This window comes from Microbacterium sp. AK031 (assembly GCF_024807145.1).
GTDB lineage: Bacteria > Actinomycetota > Actinomycetes > Actinomycetales > Microbacteriaceae > Microbacterium.
On record NZ_JANUCA010000008.1, the window covers coordinates 71,991 to 90,079 of the forward strand.

The following is an 18,089-nucleotide window of genomic DNA, read 5'->3' on the forward strand; positions in this document are numbered from 1 at the left end:
GGGGTGACTACTCCAGGTGCCGCGAAGCCGTATGCCTGTCCCAGCCTGGTAAGAGGTCAGCGATTCTTGGCTTCATCAGTTGGTGGGCCGATCCGGCCGAAGTCGCTGGCCAACCAGCTCTCGATCGATGCGAACGGGAACTCCCGAGACGAGTGCGCGCCCGACAGAATGCTGGTCGACTGCATCCGATCCAGTCGGAACAGGCGCCAATCTCCTCGGTCGATATCGAAGCCGACGACGTACCACTGCCGGTTCCGTAGGAAATGGCGGTGCGGCTCCACCACGCGCGCGGACTGCTGCTCGCGCTGATCGGTGTAGTCGAAGCCGACGCGTGCACCCTGGGCGACCGCATCGGACAGGATGCCGACGAGCGCCCAGTCCACGGGTGCGGGCGGCTCGTGCAGGATCTGGGTCGAGATCGCGGTGGCGGCCGCGCGTCGGCGCAGGGCGGGCGGCAGCGTCTGCTCGAGTTTCGAGCGGGCGACGGATGCCGACGGGTCATCGGGGGCCCACGTCTCGAGCACGAGCAGACTCGTGATGATCGTGGCGACCTCATCAGCGCCGAGGAGCAGCGGTGGGATCTTCGTCCCTGGGCGCAATTGATACTCGGCGCCTGGACCCGGTCGGGACTGCACGTCGTACCCGAGCTTCCGCAGTCGTTGCGTGTCTCGCCGCACGGTTCGCTGGCTCACGTCCAGTCGCTCAGCGAGCGCAGCCACGCTCCACTCGCCGCCTGTCTGAAGTAGTGACAGCAGACGCAGGGTGCGATTCGATGGCGAGTCCACGATTCCATGATCGCCGAAGATGCGGCCAAGAACAGGCCGCATCTGGTTCTAGCGTGGCCAGTCACAGACGAAAGGACACGTTATGCGAATCGCCGTCACCACTCCGAACGGCAATGTCGGTCACCACCTCACGCGGATGCTGGTGCGCGCCGGCATCCGACCGCTGCTGCTCACTCGGGATCCCGAGCAGATCTCCCCGGAGTTGATCCCCTACGTCGACGTGGCGCGCGCCGACTCGCAGAATGCCGACGAGGTAGCGGACGCGACTCGCGGTGTGAATGCCATCTACTGGGTTGATCCGTCTGTCATGTCGGAGGATTCGCTCGCGGATTACGCCCGCGCCACGGAGGCTCTCATGCGTGCGGTCGCCGAGAACGGGATCGGTCGCGTCGTGTTCCAGAGCAGCGTCGGCGCCGAGAAGCGTCACGGTGCCGGTGAGATCGACGGACTCGCGGCGACCGAGGTCGCGCTGGACGGACTCGACATCGACGTCACCCATCTGCGGTGCGGTTACTTCTTCACGAACCTGCTGCTCGACATCGAGTCCTTGAAGTCCGGCAGGCTGCAGACGGTATTGCCGATCGACGCCCCAATGGCCTGGGTAGCACCCCGCGACATCGCCGAGGTGGCGGCGCTGACGCTGCTCAATCGCGAATGGGCGGGACATCGCGTGCAGGCCGTGCACGGACCTGAAGACCTGAGCTGGTCGCAGGTCGCCGGGATCCTGACACAAGAGCTCGGGAGAGATGTGACCGTCGAGCGGATCGCGGATGAGGAGATGCTGCAGCAGTACGTCGACGCAGGGATGCCGGCGGCGATGGCGGATGCCGTGCTGGGGATGTCGACTGGACTGCGCGACGACTTCACGCCCGAGCAGGAGCGGTCGGTGGTGACGACCACTCCGACGACGTTGCGGGCGTGGGTGCGGGAGGAGCTGGCGGGGTGAAAATGCACTCACGGTGCAGCGTGCTGGACATGTCCGCGGGTGGCGTCGGTGCCGGCAGAGCAGCGGTCCTCGTCGACGGGGAGATGTCCTCTTCGCAGCGCGACGGGGCTGGGAGGTTCCGTTCTCCGACGATCTGCTGAGCCGCATGGTGCATCATCTTTCGTCGCTGGAGGTCGGGGAGCGGTTGCCGAGCGAACGTGTGCTCGCCAAGACGCTCAGAGTGAGCCGCACCGCACTTCGTGATCGCCTGATGCGGTTGGAGGCGATCGGCGTCGTCGAGCGCCGTTCGGGCTCGGGCACATACCTCCGCGGGCTTTCGTCGCCCATGACGGGCGACACGCTGGCGATGGCGATGATGGAGAACAACCTCGACCCCGGGTCGATGATGCCCGTCCGTGTTGGGCTCGAGCGCGAGGCCGGGCGGCAGGCAGCCAAGCGCGGTGACCACATCAATCTCGCGCGCATGGCGGTCGCTCTAGACATAATGCGCGAGAGTGCCGACGATCACGGGTTCCGTGAGGCCGACCGCGACTTTCACGATCCCCTCGTCGCGGCGTCTGGAGTGCCTGGTCTGCAGTTCTTCGGTAAGATTCTGCGGAACATCCTTACCGCGACGGTGCGTGAAGTTCCCCTGGACGAGCGCGACCATCTGCACGGACTGCACGTCGAGATCTACGAAGCAGTGCGGGATGGCGATCCGGCACGGGCGATGCAGGCCGTGGGTGGGCACTTCGATTGGCTGGATGCTGCGATCGAGCGGGGGACGTTCGATGAGGGGAGCTGAAGGGGAGGGCGGTAGTCCCGTCCCGATCACATTTGCTTCAGTAGCTGTTCGCGCAGGTCATTCAGCAACGGCCCACTTTCTACCCGCCAGAAATACCAGGCATTGCCGCTTTGGCCGCCGCGCACGACCCGCGCGGCGGCGGCAGGTGAGCTGTACGTCTTCCCGCCGTACGACATGCGGCCACCCGCGAGAAGCGTTCCGCGAGCATCGGACCACCGTCCGTCTGTGCAGACGAGGGCGGTACCGACATCGATCAAGCCTGAGTCGATCAGGTTGGCGTACGACGTCGTCGCCTTGCTGAATCGAACCACGCGGTCGACCGTCTTACCCTCATGGCCGTCTGGCACACGCCATGTGTCGAGCAACGCGTCGATCAACTCATCGGTTCGCTTCACGATCGCGACCTCATCCCATCCGTCCGCGGAGTCCTTTACGAGCTGCCGGTTCATAAGGAAGGCGTCGTGCCGTTCGAGCGCGGCGCGCTTTCCGCTCTCGCCAAGCCACGCGCCGTTCGAGACGGAGGCATTGAGTGAGCCGGTCAGGAGTGTGAGATTGCCAATGCGGTGGACGGAGTCATCGCGCTCGGCTTCTGCTGCAGCATCCGTCACGGGCCAGTGGGTACGCCAACTCCGCGGCAGAGCATGCTCGACCTGGTGCTTGTCTCGATGCACGCGGATGCCGGTCTTGGAGGGACTGCTCGACGTGTAGCCGCGGTACCAGTCGGTCGAGTCCCGTTGTGCTTAGTGAGTATGCTCAACGTGTGACGGACGCGATGCTTCAGCCATTCGAAACTCCGGCGGACCCTGCGCTCGACGAAGTCGTAGCAACACTTCTCGCGCTGGATCCGAGCGGATCCCGTTGGGCGGCGGTCGTTCGACACACCTACGACATGATTTACAACGGGCAGGAGACCGGAAGGTACCGCTGGGATCAACTCATGAAGACCGAGAAGACGCACTTCGGCACGTTGTTTGAGATTAACGCTCAACGTCAGTTCCTCTTCGAAGGTCGTGATGAAGACAAGACTGATTATCGGATCGCGGGGCATCTCGTCGACGCGAAGTGGAGTCAGTCGAATGGTGGATGGATGCTCCCGCCCGAAGTCTTCGGCGAGCTTGCGCTTGTTGCCACGGGGGACGACTCCAACTCGACATGGTCACTCGGACTAATTCGTGTACGCACGGAATTTCGACGCGAAGGCTCCAATAGGGACAAGAAGAGTTCGCTGAACGCTCTTGGAAAGCAGTCGGTGCGCTGGCTGTGGCTCAACGCTCCCCTTCGACCTAATGTCTTGTTGCAGCTATCGCGAGACACTGTGGATCATATATTCGACAATCGCTATGGGACTCAGCGCACGAACCGTTTGTTTCGTGAAGCGGAGGGGATGATTGTCCATAGGAACGCCGTCGCAACAGTTAGCCGACAGCTCGATGACCAGAGACGAGTTCGTTACAATGGCGGTGCCCGTTCAGCTCTGGCGCCCGAAGGCATCATCATCTTAAGCGGTGTGTATCACTCTCGTCTCGCCGAAGCTCTTGAAGTTCCAATCCCAAAATCCGATGAATACGTGTCGGTTCGCGTTGTTCCGACGCCTCACGGTGGAGCATTGATCGATGGCGGGCGCTGGAGGCGCGCACACTTCGATGAGCCTTCTACGGCTAGGGCTCCGAAGATTCCTGAGCCAGGTGCCCGCGAAGAATAGCTAGGCTACGACGCGGAGAGAGCGTTTGATTGTCGACTCTGCACCGATCGCTCGCTTGATTGCTCGGCCCACGCCTTCGGCCACCGGCGGTGGGAAGGCATTGCCGATCTGACGGTAAACGGAAGTCTTGCGACCAGAAAAATTCCACGAATCATCAAAACCCTGGACACGAGCGACCATCGGATTAGTCAAACGCGGTGTGTGATGGATCGGATGCTCTGCAGAGGGGGCATCATCGGCGATTCCCTTTCCGTCAACGCCAAGAGCCAGCCAGGCCGCCTTTGCACGCGTTGGACCGAGGTCTGCTCCCCCATGCTTTTTCGATCCTCCGACAATCGTTGGGGCGATCGAATTGGCACGCCGCGCCCAGGCGGACGCTCCAGCCCACCCATTCACACTCATCATAGGTAGCAGGGTCTCGCCAACCATCCGAGGTGTGCCGACAGCGCCTGGCCACTCGAATTTCTTGAAGCGCGCTCCCTTTACTGCTACCAGGATGAAACGTGGCCGCAGCTGAGGTACCCCGAATTCGGAGCTAAGCAACAGCTGCCAATCCGTGTGGTAGCCGAGCTTCTCTAGTTCGTCACGGATCGCGTCTCTATAGGTCTGGAATCGCGCCGACCCTAGGCCCTTCACGTTTTCCAGCATCACGGCGGCGGGTTTTGCCTCACGCACCAGCCGGATAGCCTCGGGAAACAGATCTCGCTCGTCTTCGGCGCCCAGCTGCTTCCCCGCCACACTGAACGGCGGGCAGGGCACACCGCCGGCCAGTAAATCGATCCCGCGGAAGTCGCGGCCATTCACCTCGCGAACATCACCTTCGCGAACATCCCACGAAGGCCGATTCAACCGAAGGGTCGCGGCGGCGTCGCGATCGATCTCAACGGCTAACTCGTGTTCGAAGCCCGCCTGCTCCAGGCCGTATGACTGGCCGCCCGCTCCTGCACAGATCTCGAGGACGCTGAGGTTGGAGGAAGTCATGTACCGATCCCTTCAAAATGCCTAATGGGTCGATCCTTCCAGGGACCTCTGACACTCTACCTTCCAACCTCCGGGAAGCACGGCTATGCCCGGTGAGGTGTCGTCAGCATCATCTGTTCGCGTCGATGCCCATGGCGACGTGTCGATCGGACCACCGCGCGCTACAATGTGTGACTCAACTGTGCTGAGCGTCGCGTGCGCGCCCATTACGGCGCCCACGCTCGGCGGGCCACTCACCTATCAGCACAAGCACCGAGGCACCCGCGCGGAGCGGATCGCCCGACGGCGTGGATCAACAAGGGCTACGTGTGGTTCCGCAATGACGACGGAACGCAGGACGGCATCGCGTTCCCCGAGAACAAGCTCCGCGACGGCGGCCGCAACTCACGTCAGCGGCGGCGCGAAGAAGCCGAGAAGCGCATCTGCCCCACGCCGGGATGCGGGATGGTGCTACCGGCGAACGGAGTCTGTGAGTACTGTTGAGGTGCTCCTTACAGCACCTTATGTCCATAAAGTGCCGTAAGATTCGACCATGTCTCACGTTTCCGACGCCGCGTTGCCTGCCTTCGCGGTGGGGTGGGAATCGCGCCCGTGGGATGTGTCGCCCGATCAAGGTGCGTCGCGGCGGCGCCAACTCGCCGCACGGGGGCCATATGACGCGGCTGTTCCGCAGTTGATCGCTGAGGCCTCAGTTCCCCTCAGCGCGTCGCTGCAGGGCGAAGCAGAAGACGCTATTCGGGAGATCACGAGGTTCGACGCCGAGGTCAGCGCGGTGTTGACGCATCGAGGAGACGGGGATGGCCTATCGGATATCGAGCTTGCTCCACTGGCGTCAGTGTTGTTGCGCACTGAATCTGCATCCTCCTCTGAGATCGAGGGGATCACCGCTGGAGCGAGGGCACTCGCGCTGGCCGCCATCGAAGAGAAGAGCGGCGTCAACGCTCAGCTTGTGACGGCAAACGTTGCGGCGATGCAGAAGGCGCTCGCGATGTCGGATGAAATCAGCATCCGCTCTGTCCTCGCCGCGCATGAGTCGCTCTTGACCGGGCATCCATATGCCGATCCCGGGCGCTTGCGAACCGAGGCCATATGGATAGGTGGCGCGGCGCTCAGCCCACACGCCGCGGAGTTCGTCCCACCGCACCACTCCCGACTGCCTGAACTGATGGATGATCTTGTCTTATTCGCGCAACGCGTCGATCTGCCCGTGCTGGTTCAGGTCGCGATCGCGCACGCTCAGTTCGAAACCATCCATCCCTTCAACGGCGGAAACGGACGCACCGGGCGTGCCCTGGTGCATGCGATGCTTCGGCGAGCAGAGGTGACACGGCGGCTGACGATTCCGGTGTCTGCCGGCCTGTTGACCGATACCCCCGCATACTTCGATGCGCTCAGCGAGTATCGTGCGGGGCGCATCGTTCCCATCATCGACCAGTTCGTCACCGCGTCGTTTCGTGCCGTCGCCAACGGACAGAAACTCGTGTCAGAGCTGGACGTTGTATGTCGATCGTGGAGCGCGCGGTTGGCGTCTCGCCAAGGTTCTGCCGCCAGGTTGCTCTTGCCGCATCTGCTGAACCAGCCGGCAGTGAACGTCAAGTTCATCGTCGCGGTGCTGGGAGTAACGGCGACGGCCGCGCAGCGCGCCGTCGCACAGCTTGAAGCCGCGGAAATTCTCAGCCCACTGAACGCGAATCGGCGCAATCGTGTCTGGTTGGCAGGTGAGGTTCTCGACGCGCTCGATGGCTTCGCTGAGAGAGTCCGGCGCCGCCGGTGAAGGTATCAGATCTGCAAAGACCTACCCGACGTCCCCGAACTCCACCACCCCACCGACGACGGTCGCCGTCACTTCCTGCTCCGCGATCCGCTCAGCCGGAATCGAATACAGGTCATCACTCAGCGCGATGAAGTCCGCCAGCATCCCGATCTTCAACGTTCCCTTCGAGAGCTCCTGCCGAGCCATAGGTATAGGCCCGCACGGCCTCGTCGATGGAGATCCGCTCGCGCTCGCCGAGCACGGCACCGGAACCCGTCCGCCGCAGCACCAAGTCGCGCAGTGAGACGAGCGGGTTCGCATCCGACACGGGGAGTCCGTCGAACCGTTCAGCACGATCCTGGCATCCGCCAGCGACTTCACCCGGTAGATGTCGTCACGACGATCTTCCGCCACAGCGGCGGCCATGCCGTCGCCGAAGTCCGACACGAACACGCCCTGCGGCACCGGGATCACCCCGAGACGAGCAGCGCGCGCGACGTCGGCATCGCTCGCCAGCGCGAAGTGCTCGATGCGGTGGCGAACATCGGGCCTCGGCGCGACGCGTGCATCGCACTGGATGAGGGCTCGGCATCGCCGAATAGCCGGCCAACTACCTGACTACTGGTGTCTCAGCACCACGCCGTCCGACCATACCTGCCGCGTGTATGAGCGGCATTGCGACTCGATGAGGGCCCAATCCAGCTCGGCTCCGATACCGGGGCCCTGCGGCACGTGGATGATGCCCTGATCATCGATCGGCAGGCTGCCCCGCATCGGAAGTTGGTAGTTCTCCTCTGGCACGAAGTACTCGAAGTACTCGCAGTTGCGGATTGCGCAACTGACGTGCAGGTTGACCACATCCATGTAGTTCATCGTCGTGGTGTGCAACTCGCAGTTGAGCCCGAACCCCTCCGCCATGTGCGCGATCTTCAACGTGCCCGTGATCCCTGCCTTCCAGCTCACGTCGGCGCGCACGATGTCGGCGGCGCGCTGCGCAATCGTCTGCGCGACCCCCCAGTGGGCTCCGCGCGTGGTCTCGGTCGCGGCGACGGGGATGTCGAGCACGCGACAGAGCTCCTGGTACTTGTACAGTTCGAAGTCGCGGAAAGGCTCTTCGAACCAGCGGTAGTCGAGCTGCTCGAGTTCGCGCCCCACCCGGATCGCCTGATCCAAGGTGTATTCGGCTACCGGATCGGTCATCAGCACCTGGTCGGCGCCGAGTTCCTCACGCAGGCGACGGTGCACCTCCCGGTCGACGTCGACGGGGCCAGGAGGGTGGGCCTTATAGGCATGGATGCCGCGATCGCGGTAGTGCTTCGCCTCATCGACGTAGTCCTGCACTGTGGCATGGAAATTGCCGCTCGCATAGACCGGCAGACTCTCGCGGTATGCCCCGATGAACTTGTAGAGCGGAAGGCCCGCTTCGCGTGATGCCATGTCCCAGAGCGCGACGTCGATCGGTCCGGGCAGATACACCGGGAAGAACGTGAGGTGTCGGTCAATCGTCCAGAACTCATGCCAGATGCTCTCCCGGTCGTGTGGGCTTCTACCGAGCACGACAGGGGCGATGTTGTCGAGCAGATAGCCTTCGGTGACCTGCCCGCTTCTTGCTGCCAGACATGTCGCAACACCCTGGATGCCGTTGTCCGCGGTGAGGCGCACAACGATGACATCCCAATCCATTTTCGATGATCCGGTGCGCTTCGCGTCGAACAGCTCTTGGCCGCGGGAGACCCACCAGGTCTCCATCTCGGTGATGATCATGCGCTGGTGTCCTCGTTGCGTTCACGCACGGCGTTGAGCGAGACGATCAGCGAGTGGTTGATGTGGAAGATCAGGGCGTCTTTCGCTTCCTGTTCGTTTTCTCGCAAGAGCGCCTCGACCACGGCGAGATGCTCGGGGTTGTTCTGCTCCGGGTGTGAGGCACCAGTGACGAGCGCATACATTGCCAGGCGGAACACATGCGACATGAGCTCAGCGTGGATACGGCTCATCGCCTCGTTCTCCGCGATCGAGACCAGGAACGTGTGAAAGGCGATGTCAAGCTCGTAGTGCTCGACGATGTCAGAGATACTCGTCTCGCGGAAACGCCGCGCGAAGTCGAGCAGATCACTCTTCGAGTACATCGAAACGTACGAGGACATGACAGCTGGTTCCAGCAGCTTGCGCAGCTGATAGACGTCGTTGATCGACTTCTCTGTGAAGGGTGTGATTCGCATGCCCTTGCGGGGGAAGATCTCGACGAGACCGTCGCGTTGGAGTGCGAGCAGAGCTTCACGCAATGGAGTGCGGCCATAGCCGTGTTCGTCCATCAGCTGCTTCTCGTTCAAGTCGGATCCGGGAAGCAGATCGCACGTCTGGATGCGATCTCGTAGAGCTTGATATATCTGACTGGACAAGCCTGCGGGTGTCGTCTCTCCCACCACGTGCCTCCCTGCGTCTGGCGTCATTGCTGACTGTTGATTGAATCTTAGTCGTGTCGACGCTGATCATGGCTGCTTCGATTATTCGTCGCTGCACCAGTTCTCTCGCAGTTCCAGTTGCGGTAACGCGATCGACGTTGTAGAAATATATCACTAGCCTCATATCGGCTCGCAAATATATCTAGCCGCCAGCATTCGACGAAGACGTTGCGCTTCGTAACAACGACGTTCACGACAGGAGAGTCCTCATGACGGGCACCCGCATTCGCGACATCCGATTCTTCCGAGCCACCTCAGCCACATCGCGGCCGGTCTCGGACGCTACGCACGACATCTCTGAGATCGCCTTCTACGTGATGGAACTCGAGACCGAGGCCGGCGTCATCGGCCAGGGCTATCTCCTCGCCTTCCATTACTCCCCGCAGGCGATCTGCGGCGCCTTGCACGACCTTCGCCGCTTCATCCTCGATCGCGAGTACGACGTGCATCAGACGCGCGACGTCCAGAACGACTATGAGCGGGAGTCAGAGTACTTCGGCATCAGTGGCTTGCAGCGATGGGCTCTGGCCATTGCCAACGTCACGATGTGGGACGCCTGGGCGCGACATCTTGGCCAGCCGATCTGGAAGGTGCTCGGCTCACACTCTCGCAAGGTGCCCGTCTATGGAAGCGGTGGATGGCTGTCCTACAGTGATGACGAATTGATCGATGAAGTCCTGGACTACAAGGGACGCGGATTCACCGCCGTCAAGATCAAGGTCGGCTCGCCCGAGATCGAGCGCGACGTGGAACGACTGCGCAGGGTGCGCGAAGCGGTCGGCAGTGGGCTCAAGATCATGATGGATGCCAACCAGGGGATGGACGTGCCGAGTGCTATCGCGCTGATCCACCGTGCCGCTGACCTCGACATCCATTGGTTCGAAGAGCCCATTCCAAGAGATGACTTCGACGGCTACGCCGCCATTCACTCGAAGACACGCATCTCCCTGGCGATGGGAGAGCGCGAGTATGACACCGTCGCCCTGCGCGAACTCCTGCGGCGGGGCGCCATCGACCTTTGGCAGCCCGACATCATCCGTCTCGGCGGTGTCGACGCATGGCGAGATTCAGCCGCGCTCGCCGCAGCGCACCGCATCCCGGTGTTGCCGCACTATTACAAGGACTACGACGTGCCTTTGCTGGCGACGGTCTCGAACGGATTCGGCGCAGAGTCATTCGACTGGATCGACGCGATCGTTGATGCGCCGATGCCGATCAAGGGTGGCTTTGCCACTCCGAGGACGGGCGACGGTTGGGGGTTCCGCTTCTTGCCTGAATTCCTGCATGAGGTCGCTGAGATCCCGGTTGTCAGCAAAAGTATCGGAGCCAGCGCGGTCGGAACGTCGGCATGAGCGCTGCGCACGCGGTCTCGACGCGTCTGTCCTCTCTCGAAGGACGTGTCGGCGTCGTCACCGGCCAGTCGAGTGGACTCGGAACGGCGATCGCCGGTGTGCTTGCCGACGCTGGGGCGAAGGTATATGCCTTCAATCGCACGGTTCGCGAAGAGGCGGATCACGCCGGCGTCACCCAGTGGTCTGTGGATGTGACGGACGAGCAGGCAGTGACAGAGGCCGTGCGTCGCCTGGGAGAGTCCGAGGGAATCGACTTTCTCGTGAACAACGCTGGCGCGACCGTTAAGCGACGTGCCGAGGGGCTGACGACGTCGCAGTGGCGCAACGTCCAGGACGTGAACATCGACGCGCTCTTCACACTCGCGCGTGAGACTTTTCCCTATCTCTCGAAGTCAGAACACGTGGGGCGCATCGTGAGCATCGCGTCGATGGCCGCGCACCTCGGGTTTCCCGAAGTAACCCCGTACTGCGCCTCCAAAGCCGCTGTGCTCGGACTCACACGTGGTCTCGCCATCGAATGGGCCCAGGACAATGTATTGGTCAACTCCATCTCTCCCGGATGGTTCCCCAGCGAGATGAACCGCAGTGTGCTCGAGGCTGACCCGGAACGGGAGCGCCGTGTTCTGGCGCGGATTCCGCTCGGTCGCTACGGCGATCCGCAGAACATCGCCGATATGGCCCTCTTCCTTCTGAGCGATGCGGGCCGTTACATCACCGCCCAGGATTTCGCGGTCGACGGCGGCGCACTCGGGAAGGGGTTCTGAGCATGGTGGAGAATGCGCACACCATCACAGGCATCGTGCTCACCGAGCCCGGAGTCGTACAGCTTGTCGATGCTGTCGCTCCTGTCCCGGCAGCGGGCGAGGCTCTACTGCGGATGCGCTTCGGTGGCGTCTGCGGGAGCGACCTTGCGTCGTACCGTGGAATCTCTGCGTACGTCAGCTATCCGCGCACGCTTGGTCACGAGTTCTCTGCCGAGGTGGTGGAGGTAGGGCCTAACGATCACGGCATCACGCCCGGAATGCTCGTCACGGCGCTTCCCTATTTCAACTGCGGCGTCTGCTATTCATGTCGGCGCGGACGCGTCAACGCCTGTACCGAGAACCAGACGATGGGTGTGCAGCGCGAAGGAGCATTCAGCGAGCTGTTCACCATGCCGATCGACCGGATCTACGACGGATCGGGCATCGATCCTCGGGCCCTCGCTCTCATCGAGCCCTTCAGTATCAGCTATCACGGTGTCGGACGCATCCCGCTGGGCGCAGAGGATCGAGTTCTCGTCTTCGGCGCGGGAGCGATCGGAATACTCGCCGCCGTGTCCGCGAAGAGCCGCGGCGCGCAGGTGTACGTGACTGATATCTCCGCGGTGAAGGTGGAAGCGGCGGTGCGAGACTTCGGGCTCGACGGCGGTTTCGTAAACGACTCTTCTGAGTCGCTGCGCGCGAACATCGAACGGATCACTTGCGGTGACGGGTTCGATGCGACTGTAGAGGCAGTTGGGCTGCCCGCAGCGTTCCTCGCCTGCGTCGAGGCCGCGGCCAGCGGCGGGCACGTCGTCGTTATCGGCGTTTCCAAGTCGTCTGCGGACTTCAATGCGACCGAGCTGCAGCGCAAGGAACTCACCGTCATGGGCTCTCGCGCCGCCACGCGCAGTGACTTCGAGGCCACGATGGCGCTCGTCCGAGACGGCCATGTAGATCTCGGCCCACTGATCACGCGCGAGTTCAGCGCGGAGGAAATGCCCCAGGCACTCGAAGATCTCGACCGCAATTCGGGCGAGATAACAAAGCTTCTCATCCGATTCTGACCACCGGGCCAGCTGGCCAACACACTGAGTAGAGAGACGGGGAAACCCATGAAGATGAACACCAGAGCGATGATGCTCACATCATCTGCAGCGATCGCGGCAGTGGCACTCACCGCATGTTCGGGCTCGTCCGCGCAGCCGACCGCCGAGGGACAGCCGGTGACGATCCAGGTCGGTTTCGAGAACACGGCCGACGAACCGATCGGCCAGGCGGTGCAGCACTGGGCAGAGCTGCTGGAGGAGCACAGCGACGGCGAGATAACGCTGGAGCTGTTCCCGAGCAGCGCGTTGGGTTCCAAGAGCGAACTGATCGATCAGATGGTGCTCGGTGAGAACATCATCACGATCGCCGATGGAGCGTTCTATGCCGATTACGGGGTTCCGGACATGGGCATCATGTATGGCCCGTTCTTCTTCGATACCTGGGAAGACGTCTGGGCTCTGCTTGACAGCGACTGGTACGCCGAGCAGTCGGGCTTGCTGGACGAGAAGGGCCTTACGCTCCTCACGTCGAACTGGGTCTATGGCGAGCGTCACCTCATGACGAATTCGTCCGTGCTCACCCCCGACGACCTCCGCGGACAGAAGATCCGTCTCGCCAACGCCAAGATCTACATCGAAGGCTTCGCGGCCCTGGGCGCGACGCCGGTCGGCATGGATCTGAGCGATGTGTACAGCTCGCTGCAGAGCGGTGTCATCGACGGCGTCGAAAATCCCCTGTCGACGCTGTACGGCGGGAGCTTCCAGGAGGTCTCCAAGAACGTTCTCCTCACCGGCCATATCAAGAACTTCACGACGTGGGTGGCGGGCTCGACCTTCATGGACACGTTGACCGATGAGCAACAGCAACTGCTCTACGACACTGCCGAAGAAGCGGGCCTCTACAACAACCAGCTTCAGGAGAAGGCGGACGTCGAGTATCGCCAGCTGCTGGAGGACGCGGGCGTCACCATCACCGAGCTCACCGACGAACAGCGCGCTGAGTGGGCCGATGCAGGCAAGTCGTTCTACGAGATGGGCGACACGTTTGGGTGGTCGGATGACCTCTACGAGGTGACTCGCGAGGCCATGGGCAAGTAGTTCCCCACCAGTCGAACCGCCTCCATCAGAAAGCAGGTGAGTATGCGAAGGGCTCTCAAGACACTCGACACAGTCGAAGTAGTCGTCCTTGTCGCTGTTCTCGTCTTCCTCGTCACGTGCACTTTCGCCGGAGTCGTGCTGCGATACGTCTTCAACAGCCCATTCACCTGGATGGAGGAGGTTCAGCTGGCCAGCATGGTGTGGCTGGCTTTCCTCGGCGGCTCGCTCGCGTTCCGCAGCCACGGGCACGTCGCCGTCGAGATCGTCATCGATTCGCTGCCGACTGCAGCGCAGAGGACTGCCCGGATAGCGATCGGTGTCATCGTCTACGCGATCCTCCTTTATCTGTTCTTACGGTGCATGGACTTTCTGCAGCTCTTCGCGATGACCGGCAGAGGAACTCCAGTGCTCGACATGCCGTACACGATCGTCTACGGCATTGCGCCGGTCGCCGTCGTGCTCATGATCATCAGCTACACGGCGACCGAGTTCTGGCCCGCTCTCAGCGAAGTCTTCGGCCGTCGGAACGAAAAGAAGGAGGCAGGCGCATGACCATGGCAGTCATTGCGATGCTGTGCGTGCTCTTCGTCCTGCTTTTCGCCAAAGTGCCAGTCTTCCTCGCAGTGTTCGGTGCGTCTGCTGTGTACTTCCTTCTGACGCCGGGGCTCAACGCGGCGATCTTCGCGCAGCAGGCGATTACCGGCACCGAGAGCATTACGCTACTCGCGATTCCGTTCTTCGTCGCCGCGGGCGTGCTGATGAACAACGCCGGCGTCACTCAACGGATCATGAACCTCGCCATCGTGCTGACTGGACGGCTGCGGGGTGGGCTCGCACAGGTGAACATCGTCCTTTCGCTCATGATGGGCGGTCTCTCGGGATCAGCGCTCGCAGATGCTGCGATGCAGTCGAAAATTCTCGTTCCGGCAATGGTGAAGCAGGGGATCTCTCGAACGTTCTCGTCGGTGCTCACTGCGGCATCCAGCATCATCACGCCGCTCATCCCGCCCGGGATCGGTCTCATCATCTACGGCAGCATCGCGCATGTCTCGATCGGCAAGCTGTTCGTCGCCGGTATCGTGCCTGGTGCACTCCTCGCCGTCATCATGATGTTCTTGGTTAGTCGGATCTCCAAACGGCGGGGGTACGAGCCGCTGCGCACGACCCGGCCAAAGACCAGGGAGATCGCCGGCCCGTTTCGTCACGCGGTGTTGCCCCTGTGCCTGCCCGTGATAATTATCGGTGGCATCCGATTTGGGATCTTCACGACCACGGAGGCTGGAGCCGTCGCAGTCGTCTATGTGGTGCTGCTCGGGCTCTTCTATCGGAAGTTGAAGGCGCGCGATCTTCTCGGAGGCCTCAAAGAGACGATCGTCACCACGGCATCCATCCTGTTGATCATCGCCGCGGCTGCTACCTTCTCCTGGATCTTGACCCGTGAGATGATCCCGCAACAATTCAGCCAACTCATCGTCGGGTCGATTCACAACGAGTGGTTGTTCCTTCTCGCTGTCGGCGCATTCCTTCTGATTGTGGGGATGTTCATCGAGGGTAACGCGACGATGATCGTGCTAGTGCCGTTGTTTGCCCCCATCGCGGCCACATTCGGGCTCGACCCTGTTCACTTCGCGATGGTCTTCATCTTCGCCAACACCGTCGGCGCATTCACGCCGCCCGTGGGAACGCTGATGTTTGTCGTGAACAGCATCACGAAAACCAAGACGGCGGACTTCATTCGTGAGGCCGTACCGTTCTACGCACTGTTCGGTGGATTCCTGCTGCTGCTGATGTTCGTGCCGTTGCTGTCGACCGGCCTGGTAAACCTCCTCTACTGATCCCGCTATGAAAGGTGTGCTCGATGGCTGAATGGTCCTCCGATGCGGAGATGTTCGCGCTCATGCGCGAACGGCTGTATACGCCGGTTGTCGGGGACATTCTCGACGAACTGGGTTTCACGCATCAGTTCCTCCCCCCGGAGATCCGGGCAATGACTTCGGACATGAAGCTTGCGGGCCGTGCAATGACGGTCCTGATGATCGACGTGTTCGGCCCGCAGCGCACGCCGTTCGGCAGGCTCACTGAGGCGTTGGACCAGCTCGAAACTGATGAGATTTACATCGCAGTGGGAGGCACCGGGCGCTGCGCGTACTGGGGTGAGTTGCTCACTGCGACCGCACGAGCCCGCGGAGCGACCGGTGCCGTAGTCAGTGGGTGGCATCGCGACACACCGCAGGTGCTCGAGCAGGGCTTCCCGGTGTTCAGCCGGGGGGCTTGGGCGCAGGACTCATCCGTGCGGACCCAGGTCGTGGACTTCCGCTGCCCGATTGAGATCGGGCAGGCGGTCGTTCACTCGGGCGACATCGTCTTCGGCGATGTCGATGGGGTGGTGATCATCCCCCAGGCCGTGCACGTCGACGTCATCGCTCGGGCGATGGAGAAGGCGCGTACCGAGAAGGTGGTCCGTTCGGCGGTCGAGTCGGGGATGAGTGCGACGGAGGCCTTCGCGACCTACGGTGTGTTGTAGTTCCCCTACCCCACGTTCCCGAACTCCACGACCCCACCCACAACGGTCGCCGTAACCTCCTGCTCCGCGATCCGCTCCGCCGGAATCTCATACAGATCATCACTGAGCGCGATGAAGTCCGCCAGCATCCCGACCTTCAGCATCCCCTTCGAACGTTCTTGACCGACCGCGTACGCCGAACCATACGTATAGGCCCGCACGGCCTCGTCGATCGAGATCCGCTCGCGCTCGCCGAGCACGGCACCAGAACCGGTCCTCCGCAGCACCATGTCTCGCAGCGAGACGAGCGGGTTCGCATCCGAGATGGGGGAGTCAGTCGATCCGTTGAGGACGATCCCGGCATCCGCCAGCGACTTCACGCGGTAGATGTCGTCGTGACGATCCTCAGCCACGGCGGCGGCCATGCCATCGCAGAAGTCCGACAGGAAGACGCCCTGCGGCACCGGAATCACCCCGAGACGAGCAGCGCGCGCGACGTCGGCGTCGCTCGCCAACGCGAAGTGCTCGATGCAGTGGCGCACGTTGGGCCGCGGCGCGATCCGCTGCGCCTCCTCGATGGCATCCAGCACATGCGTGATCGCCCGGTCGCCGATCGCGTGCGTGGCGACCGTCCAGCCGGCGCGGTGCGCGCCGACGATGTAATCGCGCAGCTGCTCCGGCTCGTGCAGCAGCACGCCGAAGTTGTCGGCCTCGCCGTGGAAGCACGCGTGCATGGCGGCCGATCGCCCGATGAACGAACCGTCAGCGACGATCTTCACCGGCCCGACGCGCAGCATGTCGTCGCCGAGACCGGTGCGGATGCCGAGGTCCAGCCCCAGCACGTCTTTATCGGGCAGATCCTTGAAGGGATGCAGCACGGTGATGTACGGCATCAGGGTCGTCCGCACCCGTAGCGTCCGCTGCTCGACTGCCGTCTGATACGCGTGGTAATCGAGCGGGCTGTTGCCGACCACCCGGATCTCGCCGATGCCGGGCTCGGTGACCGAGGTGAGCCCGTAGCTCAGCGCCTGATCGCCGGCGAGACCGAGATTGCGCTGCACCTCGTCAAGCCCGACGGGGCGCACCAAGGCGTTGATCGGACCCATCGCCGACTCCTGCAGCAGACCCTGCGGCCGTCCGTCGGCATCGCGCGGGATGCTGCCACCCGCGATGTCCGGATAGCCCTCCCTCCGCGGATAACCGACGAGCTCGAACGCACGAGTGTTGGCCACGAGCATGTGACCGGAGACGTGCTCCAGAAGGACAGGCCGGCCGCCGGCCACACGATCCAGCGCCTCTGCCGTCGGATGATCCTCGAGGAAGTTCTGGTCGTATCCGGCGCCTCGTACCCAGGCATCCGGTGCCAGGCCGTCCGCATACTCACGGACCGCGGCATACAGCTCGGCCAGCGAGTTCACCGCGCCAGGACGCAGATTCAACGACGCCAGGCGGAACCCCGTCAGCGAGAGGTGATGGTGCGCGTCGTGGAATCCGGGGAGCACCGGCTGCCCGCCGAGATCGACGATGCGGTCGGCATCCAGGCCATGCAGGTCGTCGTCGAAACCGACGATGCGGCCGCCCAGCGTGCCGATGCTGTGCGCGAACGGCCGCTCGGGGTCGAGGGTGCGGATGCGGGCGTTGGTGAAGATCGCGTCGATATGCATGTCAGGCCGCGCTCTCCCGCGCCACCTGCCGCACGATCTGACGCTGCAGACCCCACACGCCGGCGATCGTGACGAGGATCATCACGGCGTAGAACACCGCGACCGCCCAGACGCTGCCGCCGCTGGAGTTCAGGATCCACTGCGCGACCAGCGGGGTCGAACCGCCGAACACCGTGGCGCACAACTGGTAGGCGAGTGAGACACCCGAGTACCGAATGCGGGCGGGGAAGGCCGACGCCAGGAATGTGGCCAGCAGCGCGTAATAGGCCG

General features: G+C 62.7%; 18 protein-coding genes. 11 read left to right on the top strand and 7 right to left on the bottom strand.

The window, feature by feature from the left end; genetic code table 11:
- Positions 1-56: 56 nt before the first annotated feature.
- Positions 57-785 carry a YafY family protein gene (locus HDC95_RS14370; protein WP_259064295.1) on the bottom strand — a complete coding sequence of 243 codons (729 nt, stop codon included), beginning with the start codon at positions 783-785 and terminating at the stop codon, positions 57-59.
- A gap of 82 nt (positions 786-867) precedes the next feature.
- On the opposite strand from HDC95_RS14370, the gene HDC95_RS14375 reads away from it, so the two are divergent.
- Both HDC95_RS14375 and HDC95_RS14380 read left to right on the top strand, forming a co-directional pair.
- Positions 868-1,731, top strand: a complete 864-nt coding sequence (locus tag HDC95_RS14375) for an NAD(P)H-binding protein (RefSeq protein ID WP_259064296.1) — start codon at positions 868-870, stop codon at positions 1,729-1,731.
- Positions 1,732-1,876: 145 nt separating this feature from the next.
- Positions 1,877-2,515: a FadR/GntR family transcriptional regulator gene (locus HDC95_RS14380; protein ID WP_259064297.1), complete on the top strand. Its 639-nt coding sequence runs from the start codon at positions 1,877-1,879 to the stop codon at positions 2,513-2,515.
- 26 nt (positions 2,516-2,541) lie between these two features.
- Here the strand turns inward: HDC95_RS14380 and HDC95_RS14385 are convergent, their stop codons facing one another.
- Complete coding sequence (locus HDC95_RS14385; RefSeq protein ID WP_259064298.1) at positions 2,542-3,186, bottom strand: DUF1524 domain-containing protein; 645 nt, start codon at positions 3,184-3,186, stop codon at positions 2,542-2,544.
- Positions 3,187-3,275: 89 nt separating this feature from the next.
- Between HDC95_RS14385 and HDC95_RS14390 the strand changes: the two genes are divergently transcribed.
- Positions 3,276-4,217, top strand: coding sequence for a NaeI family type II restriction endonuclease (locus HDC95_RS14390; protein ID WP_259064299.1), 942 nt, complete (start codon positions 3,276-3,278; stop codon positions 4,215-4,217).
- On the opposite strand, the gene HDC95_RS14395 is transcribed toward HDC95_RS14390, so the two are convergent.
- Complete coding sequence (locus HDC95_RS14395; RefSeq protein ID WP_259064300.1) at positions 4,218-5,198, bottom strand: DNA cytosine methyltransferase; 981 nt, start codon at positions 5,196-5,198, stop codon at positions 4,218-4,220.
- A 673-nt stretch (positions 5,199-5,871) separates the two neighbouring features.
- Here HDC95_RS14395 and HDC95_RS14400 point away from each other — a divergent pair.
- Complete coding sequence (locus HDC95_RS14400; protein WP_259064302.1) at positions 5,872-6,972, top strand: Fic family protein; 1,101 nt, start codon at positions 5,872-5,874, stop codon at positions 6,970-6,972.
- A gap of 21 nt (positions 6,973-6,993) precedes the next feature.
- Here the strand turns inward: HDC95_RS14400 and HDC95_RS14405 are convergent, their stop codons facing one another.
- The 3 genes from HDC95_RS14405 to HDC95_RS14415 all read right to left on the bottom strand — a co-directional run bounded on the left by HDC95_RS14405 (position 6,994) and on the right by HDC95_RS14415 (position 9,401).
- Entirely contained in the window at positions 6,994-7,158 is a 165-nt protein-coding gene (locus HDC95_RS14405) for an amidohydrolase family protein (RefSeq protein ID WP_259064303.1), read from the bottom strand.
- A gap of 411 nt (positions 7,159-7,569) precedes the next feature.
- On the bottom strand, positions 7,570-8,715 hold the full coding sequence (locus HDC95_RS14410; protein WP_259064304.1) for an enolase C-terminal domain-like protein: 1,146 nt from the start codon (positions 8,713-8,715) through the stop codon (positions 7,570-7,572).
- Positions 8,712-9,401 carry a GntR family transcriptional regulator gene (locus HDC95_RS14415; RefSeq protein ID WP_259064305.1) on the bottom strand — a complete coding sequence of 230 codons (690 nt, stop codon included), beginning with the start codon at positions 9,399-9,401 and terminating at the stop codon, positions 8,712-8,714. The genes HDC95_RS14410 and HDC95_RS14415 overlap by 4 nt, the downstream gene beginning before the upstream one ends.
- A gap of 221 nt (positions 9,402-9,622) precedes the next feature.
- Here HDC95_RS14415 and HDC95_RS14420 point away from each other — a divergent pair, with 221 nt between their 5' ends.
- Genes HDC95_RS14420 through HDC95_RS14450 form a run of 7 tightly spaced genes read left to right on the top strand, consistent with a single transcriptional unit; the run spans position 9,623 to position 16,176 of the window.
- Positions 9,623-10,765 carry a mandelate racemase/muconate lactonizing enzyme family protein gene (locus HDC95_RS14420; protein WP_259064306.1) on the top strand — a complete coding sequence of 381 codons (1,143 nt, stop codon included), beginning with the start codon at positions 9,623-9,625 and terminating at the stop codon, positions 10,763-10,765.
- Complete coding sequence (locus HDC95_RS14425) at positions 10,762-11,529, top strand: SDR family NAD(P)-dependent oxidoreductase (protein WP_259064307.1); 768 nt, start codon at positions 10,762-10,764, stop codon at positions 11,527-11,529. Before HDC95_RS14420 ends, HDC95_RS14425 begins: the two co-directional genes overlap by 4 nt.
- Before the next feature lie 2 nt (positions 11,530-11,531).
- The gene (locus HDC95_RS14430) at positions 11,532-12,572 is read left to right on the top strand and encodes a zinc-binding alcohol dehydrogenase family protein (protein ID WP_259064308.1); all 1,041 of its coding nucleotides are present in this window, start codon (positions 11,532-11,534) and stop codon (positions 12,570-12,572) included.
- A gap of 48 nt (positions 12,573-12,620) precedes the next feature.
- Positions 12,621-13,652, top strand: coding sequence for a C4-dicarboxylate TRAP transporter substrate-binding protein (locus tag HDC95_RS14435; protein ID WP_259064309.1), 1,032 nt, complete (start codon positions 12,621-12,623; stop codon positions 13,650-13,652).
- Between the two features lie 42 nt (positions 13,653-13,694).
- Positions 13,695-14,204 carry a TRAP transporter small permease gene (locus HDC95_RS14440; protein WP_259064310.1) on the top strand — a complete coding sequence of 170 codons (510 nt, stop codon included), beginning with the start codon at positions 13,695-13,697 and terminating at the stop codon, positions 14,202-14,204.
- Positions 14,201-15,487, top strand: a complete 1,287-nt coding sequence (locus HDC95_RS14445; protein ID WP_259064311.1) for a TRAP transporter large permease — start codon at positions 14,201-14,203, stop codon at positions 15,485-15,487. Before HDC95_RS14440 ends, HDC95_RS14445 begins: the two co-directional genes overlap by 4 nt.
- A gap of 23 nt (positions 15,488-15,510) precedes the next feature.
- Positions 15,511-16,176, top strand: a complete 666-nt coding sequence (locus tag HDC95_RS14450; protein WP_259064312.1) for an RraA family protein — start codon at positions 15,511-15,513, stop codon at positions 16,174-16,176.
- Between the two features lie 5 nt (positions 16,177-16,181).
- Here HDC95_RS14450 and HDC95_RS14455 read toward each other — a convergent pair whose 3' ends face one another.
- Complete coding sequence (locus HDC95_RS14455; RefSeq protein ID WP_259064313.1) at positions 16,182-17,819, bottom strand: amidohydrolase; 1,638 nt, start codon at positions 17,817-17,819, stop codon at positions 16,182-16,184.
- Positions 17,820-18,089: the final 270 nt, after the last annotated feature.

Excerpts from the sequence above, each read along its gene's own strand:
- HDC95_RS14375 (WP_259064296.1), top strand. The coding sequence starts at position 868 with ATGCGAATCGCCGTCACCACTCCGAACGGCAATGTCGGTCACCACCTC.
- HDC95_RS14380 (WP_259064297.1), top strand. The coding sequence starts at position 1,877 with ATGGTGCATCATCTTTCGTCGCTGGAGGTCGGGGAGCGGTTGCCGAGC.
- HDC95_RS14395 (WP_259064300.1), bottom strand. The coding sequence starts at position 5,198 with ATGACTTCCTCCAACCTCAGCGTCCTCGAGATCTGTGCAGGAGCGGGC.
- HDC95_RS14405 (WP_259064303.1), bottom strand. The coding sequence starts at position 7,158 with ATGGCTCGGCAGGAGCTCTCGAAGGGAACGTTGAAGATCGGGATGCTG.
- HDC95_RS14410 (WP_259064304.1), bottom strand. The coding sequence starts at position 8,715 with ATGATCATCACCGAGATGGAGACCTGGTGGGTCTCCCGCGGCCAAGAG.
- HDC95_RS14415 (WP_259064305.1), bottom strand. The coding sequence starts at position 9,401 with ATGACGCCAGACGCAGGGAGGCACGTGGTGGGAGAGACGACACCCGCA.
- HDC95_RS14420 (WP_259064306.1), top strand. The coding sequence starts at position 9,623 with ATGACGGGCACCCGCATTCGCGACATCCGATTCTTCCGAGCCACCTCA.
- HDC95_RS14425 (WP_259064307.1), top strand. The coding sequence starts at position 10,762 with ATGAGCGCTGCGCACGCGGTCTCGACGCGTCTGTCCTCTCTCGAAGGA.
- HDC95_RS14430 (WP_259064308.1), top strand. The coding sequence starts at position 11,532 with ATGGTGGAGAATGCGCACACCATCACAGGCATCGTGCTCACCGAGCCC.
- HDC95_RS14435 (WP_259064309.1), top strand. The coding sequence starts at position 12,621 with ATGAAGATGAACACCAGAGCGATGATGCTCACATCATCTGCAGCGATC.
- HDC95_RS14440 (WP_259064310.1), top strand. The coding sequence starts at position 13,695 with ATGCGAAGGGCTCTCAAGACACTCGACACAGTCGAAGTAGTCGTCCTT.
- HDC95_RS14445 (WP_259064311.1), top strand. The coding sequence starts at position 14,201 with ATGACCATGGCAGTCATTGCGATGCTGTGCGTGCTCTTCGTCCTGCTT.
- HDC95_RS14450 (WP_259064312.1), top strand. The coding sequence starts at position 15,511 with ATGGCTGAATGGTCCTCCGATGCGGAGATGTTCGCGCTCATGCGCGAA.
- HDC95_RS14455 (WP_259064313.1), bottom strand. The coding sequence starts at position 17,819 with ATGCATATCGACGCGATCTTCACCAACGCCCGCATCCGCACCCTCGAC.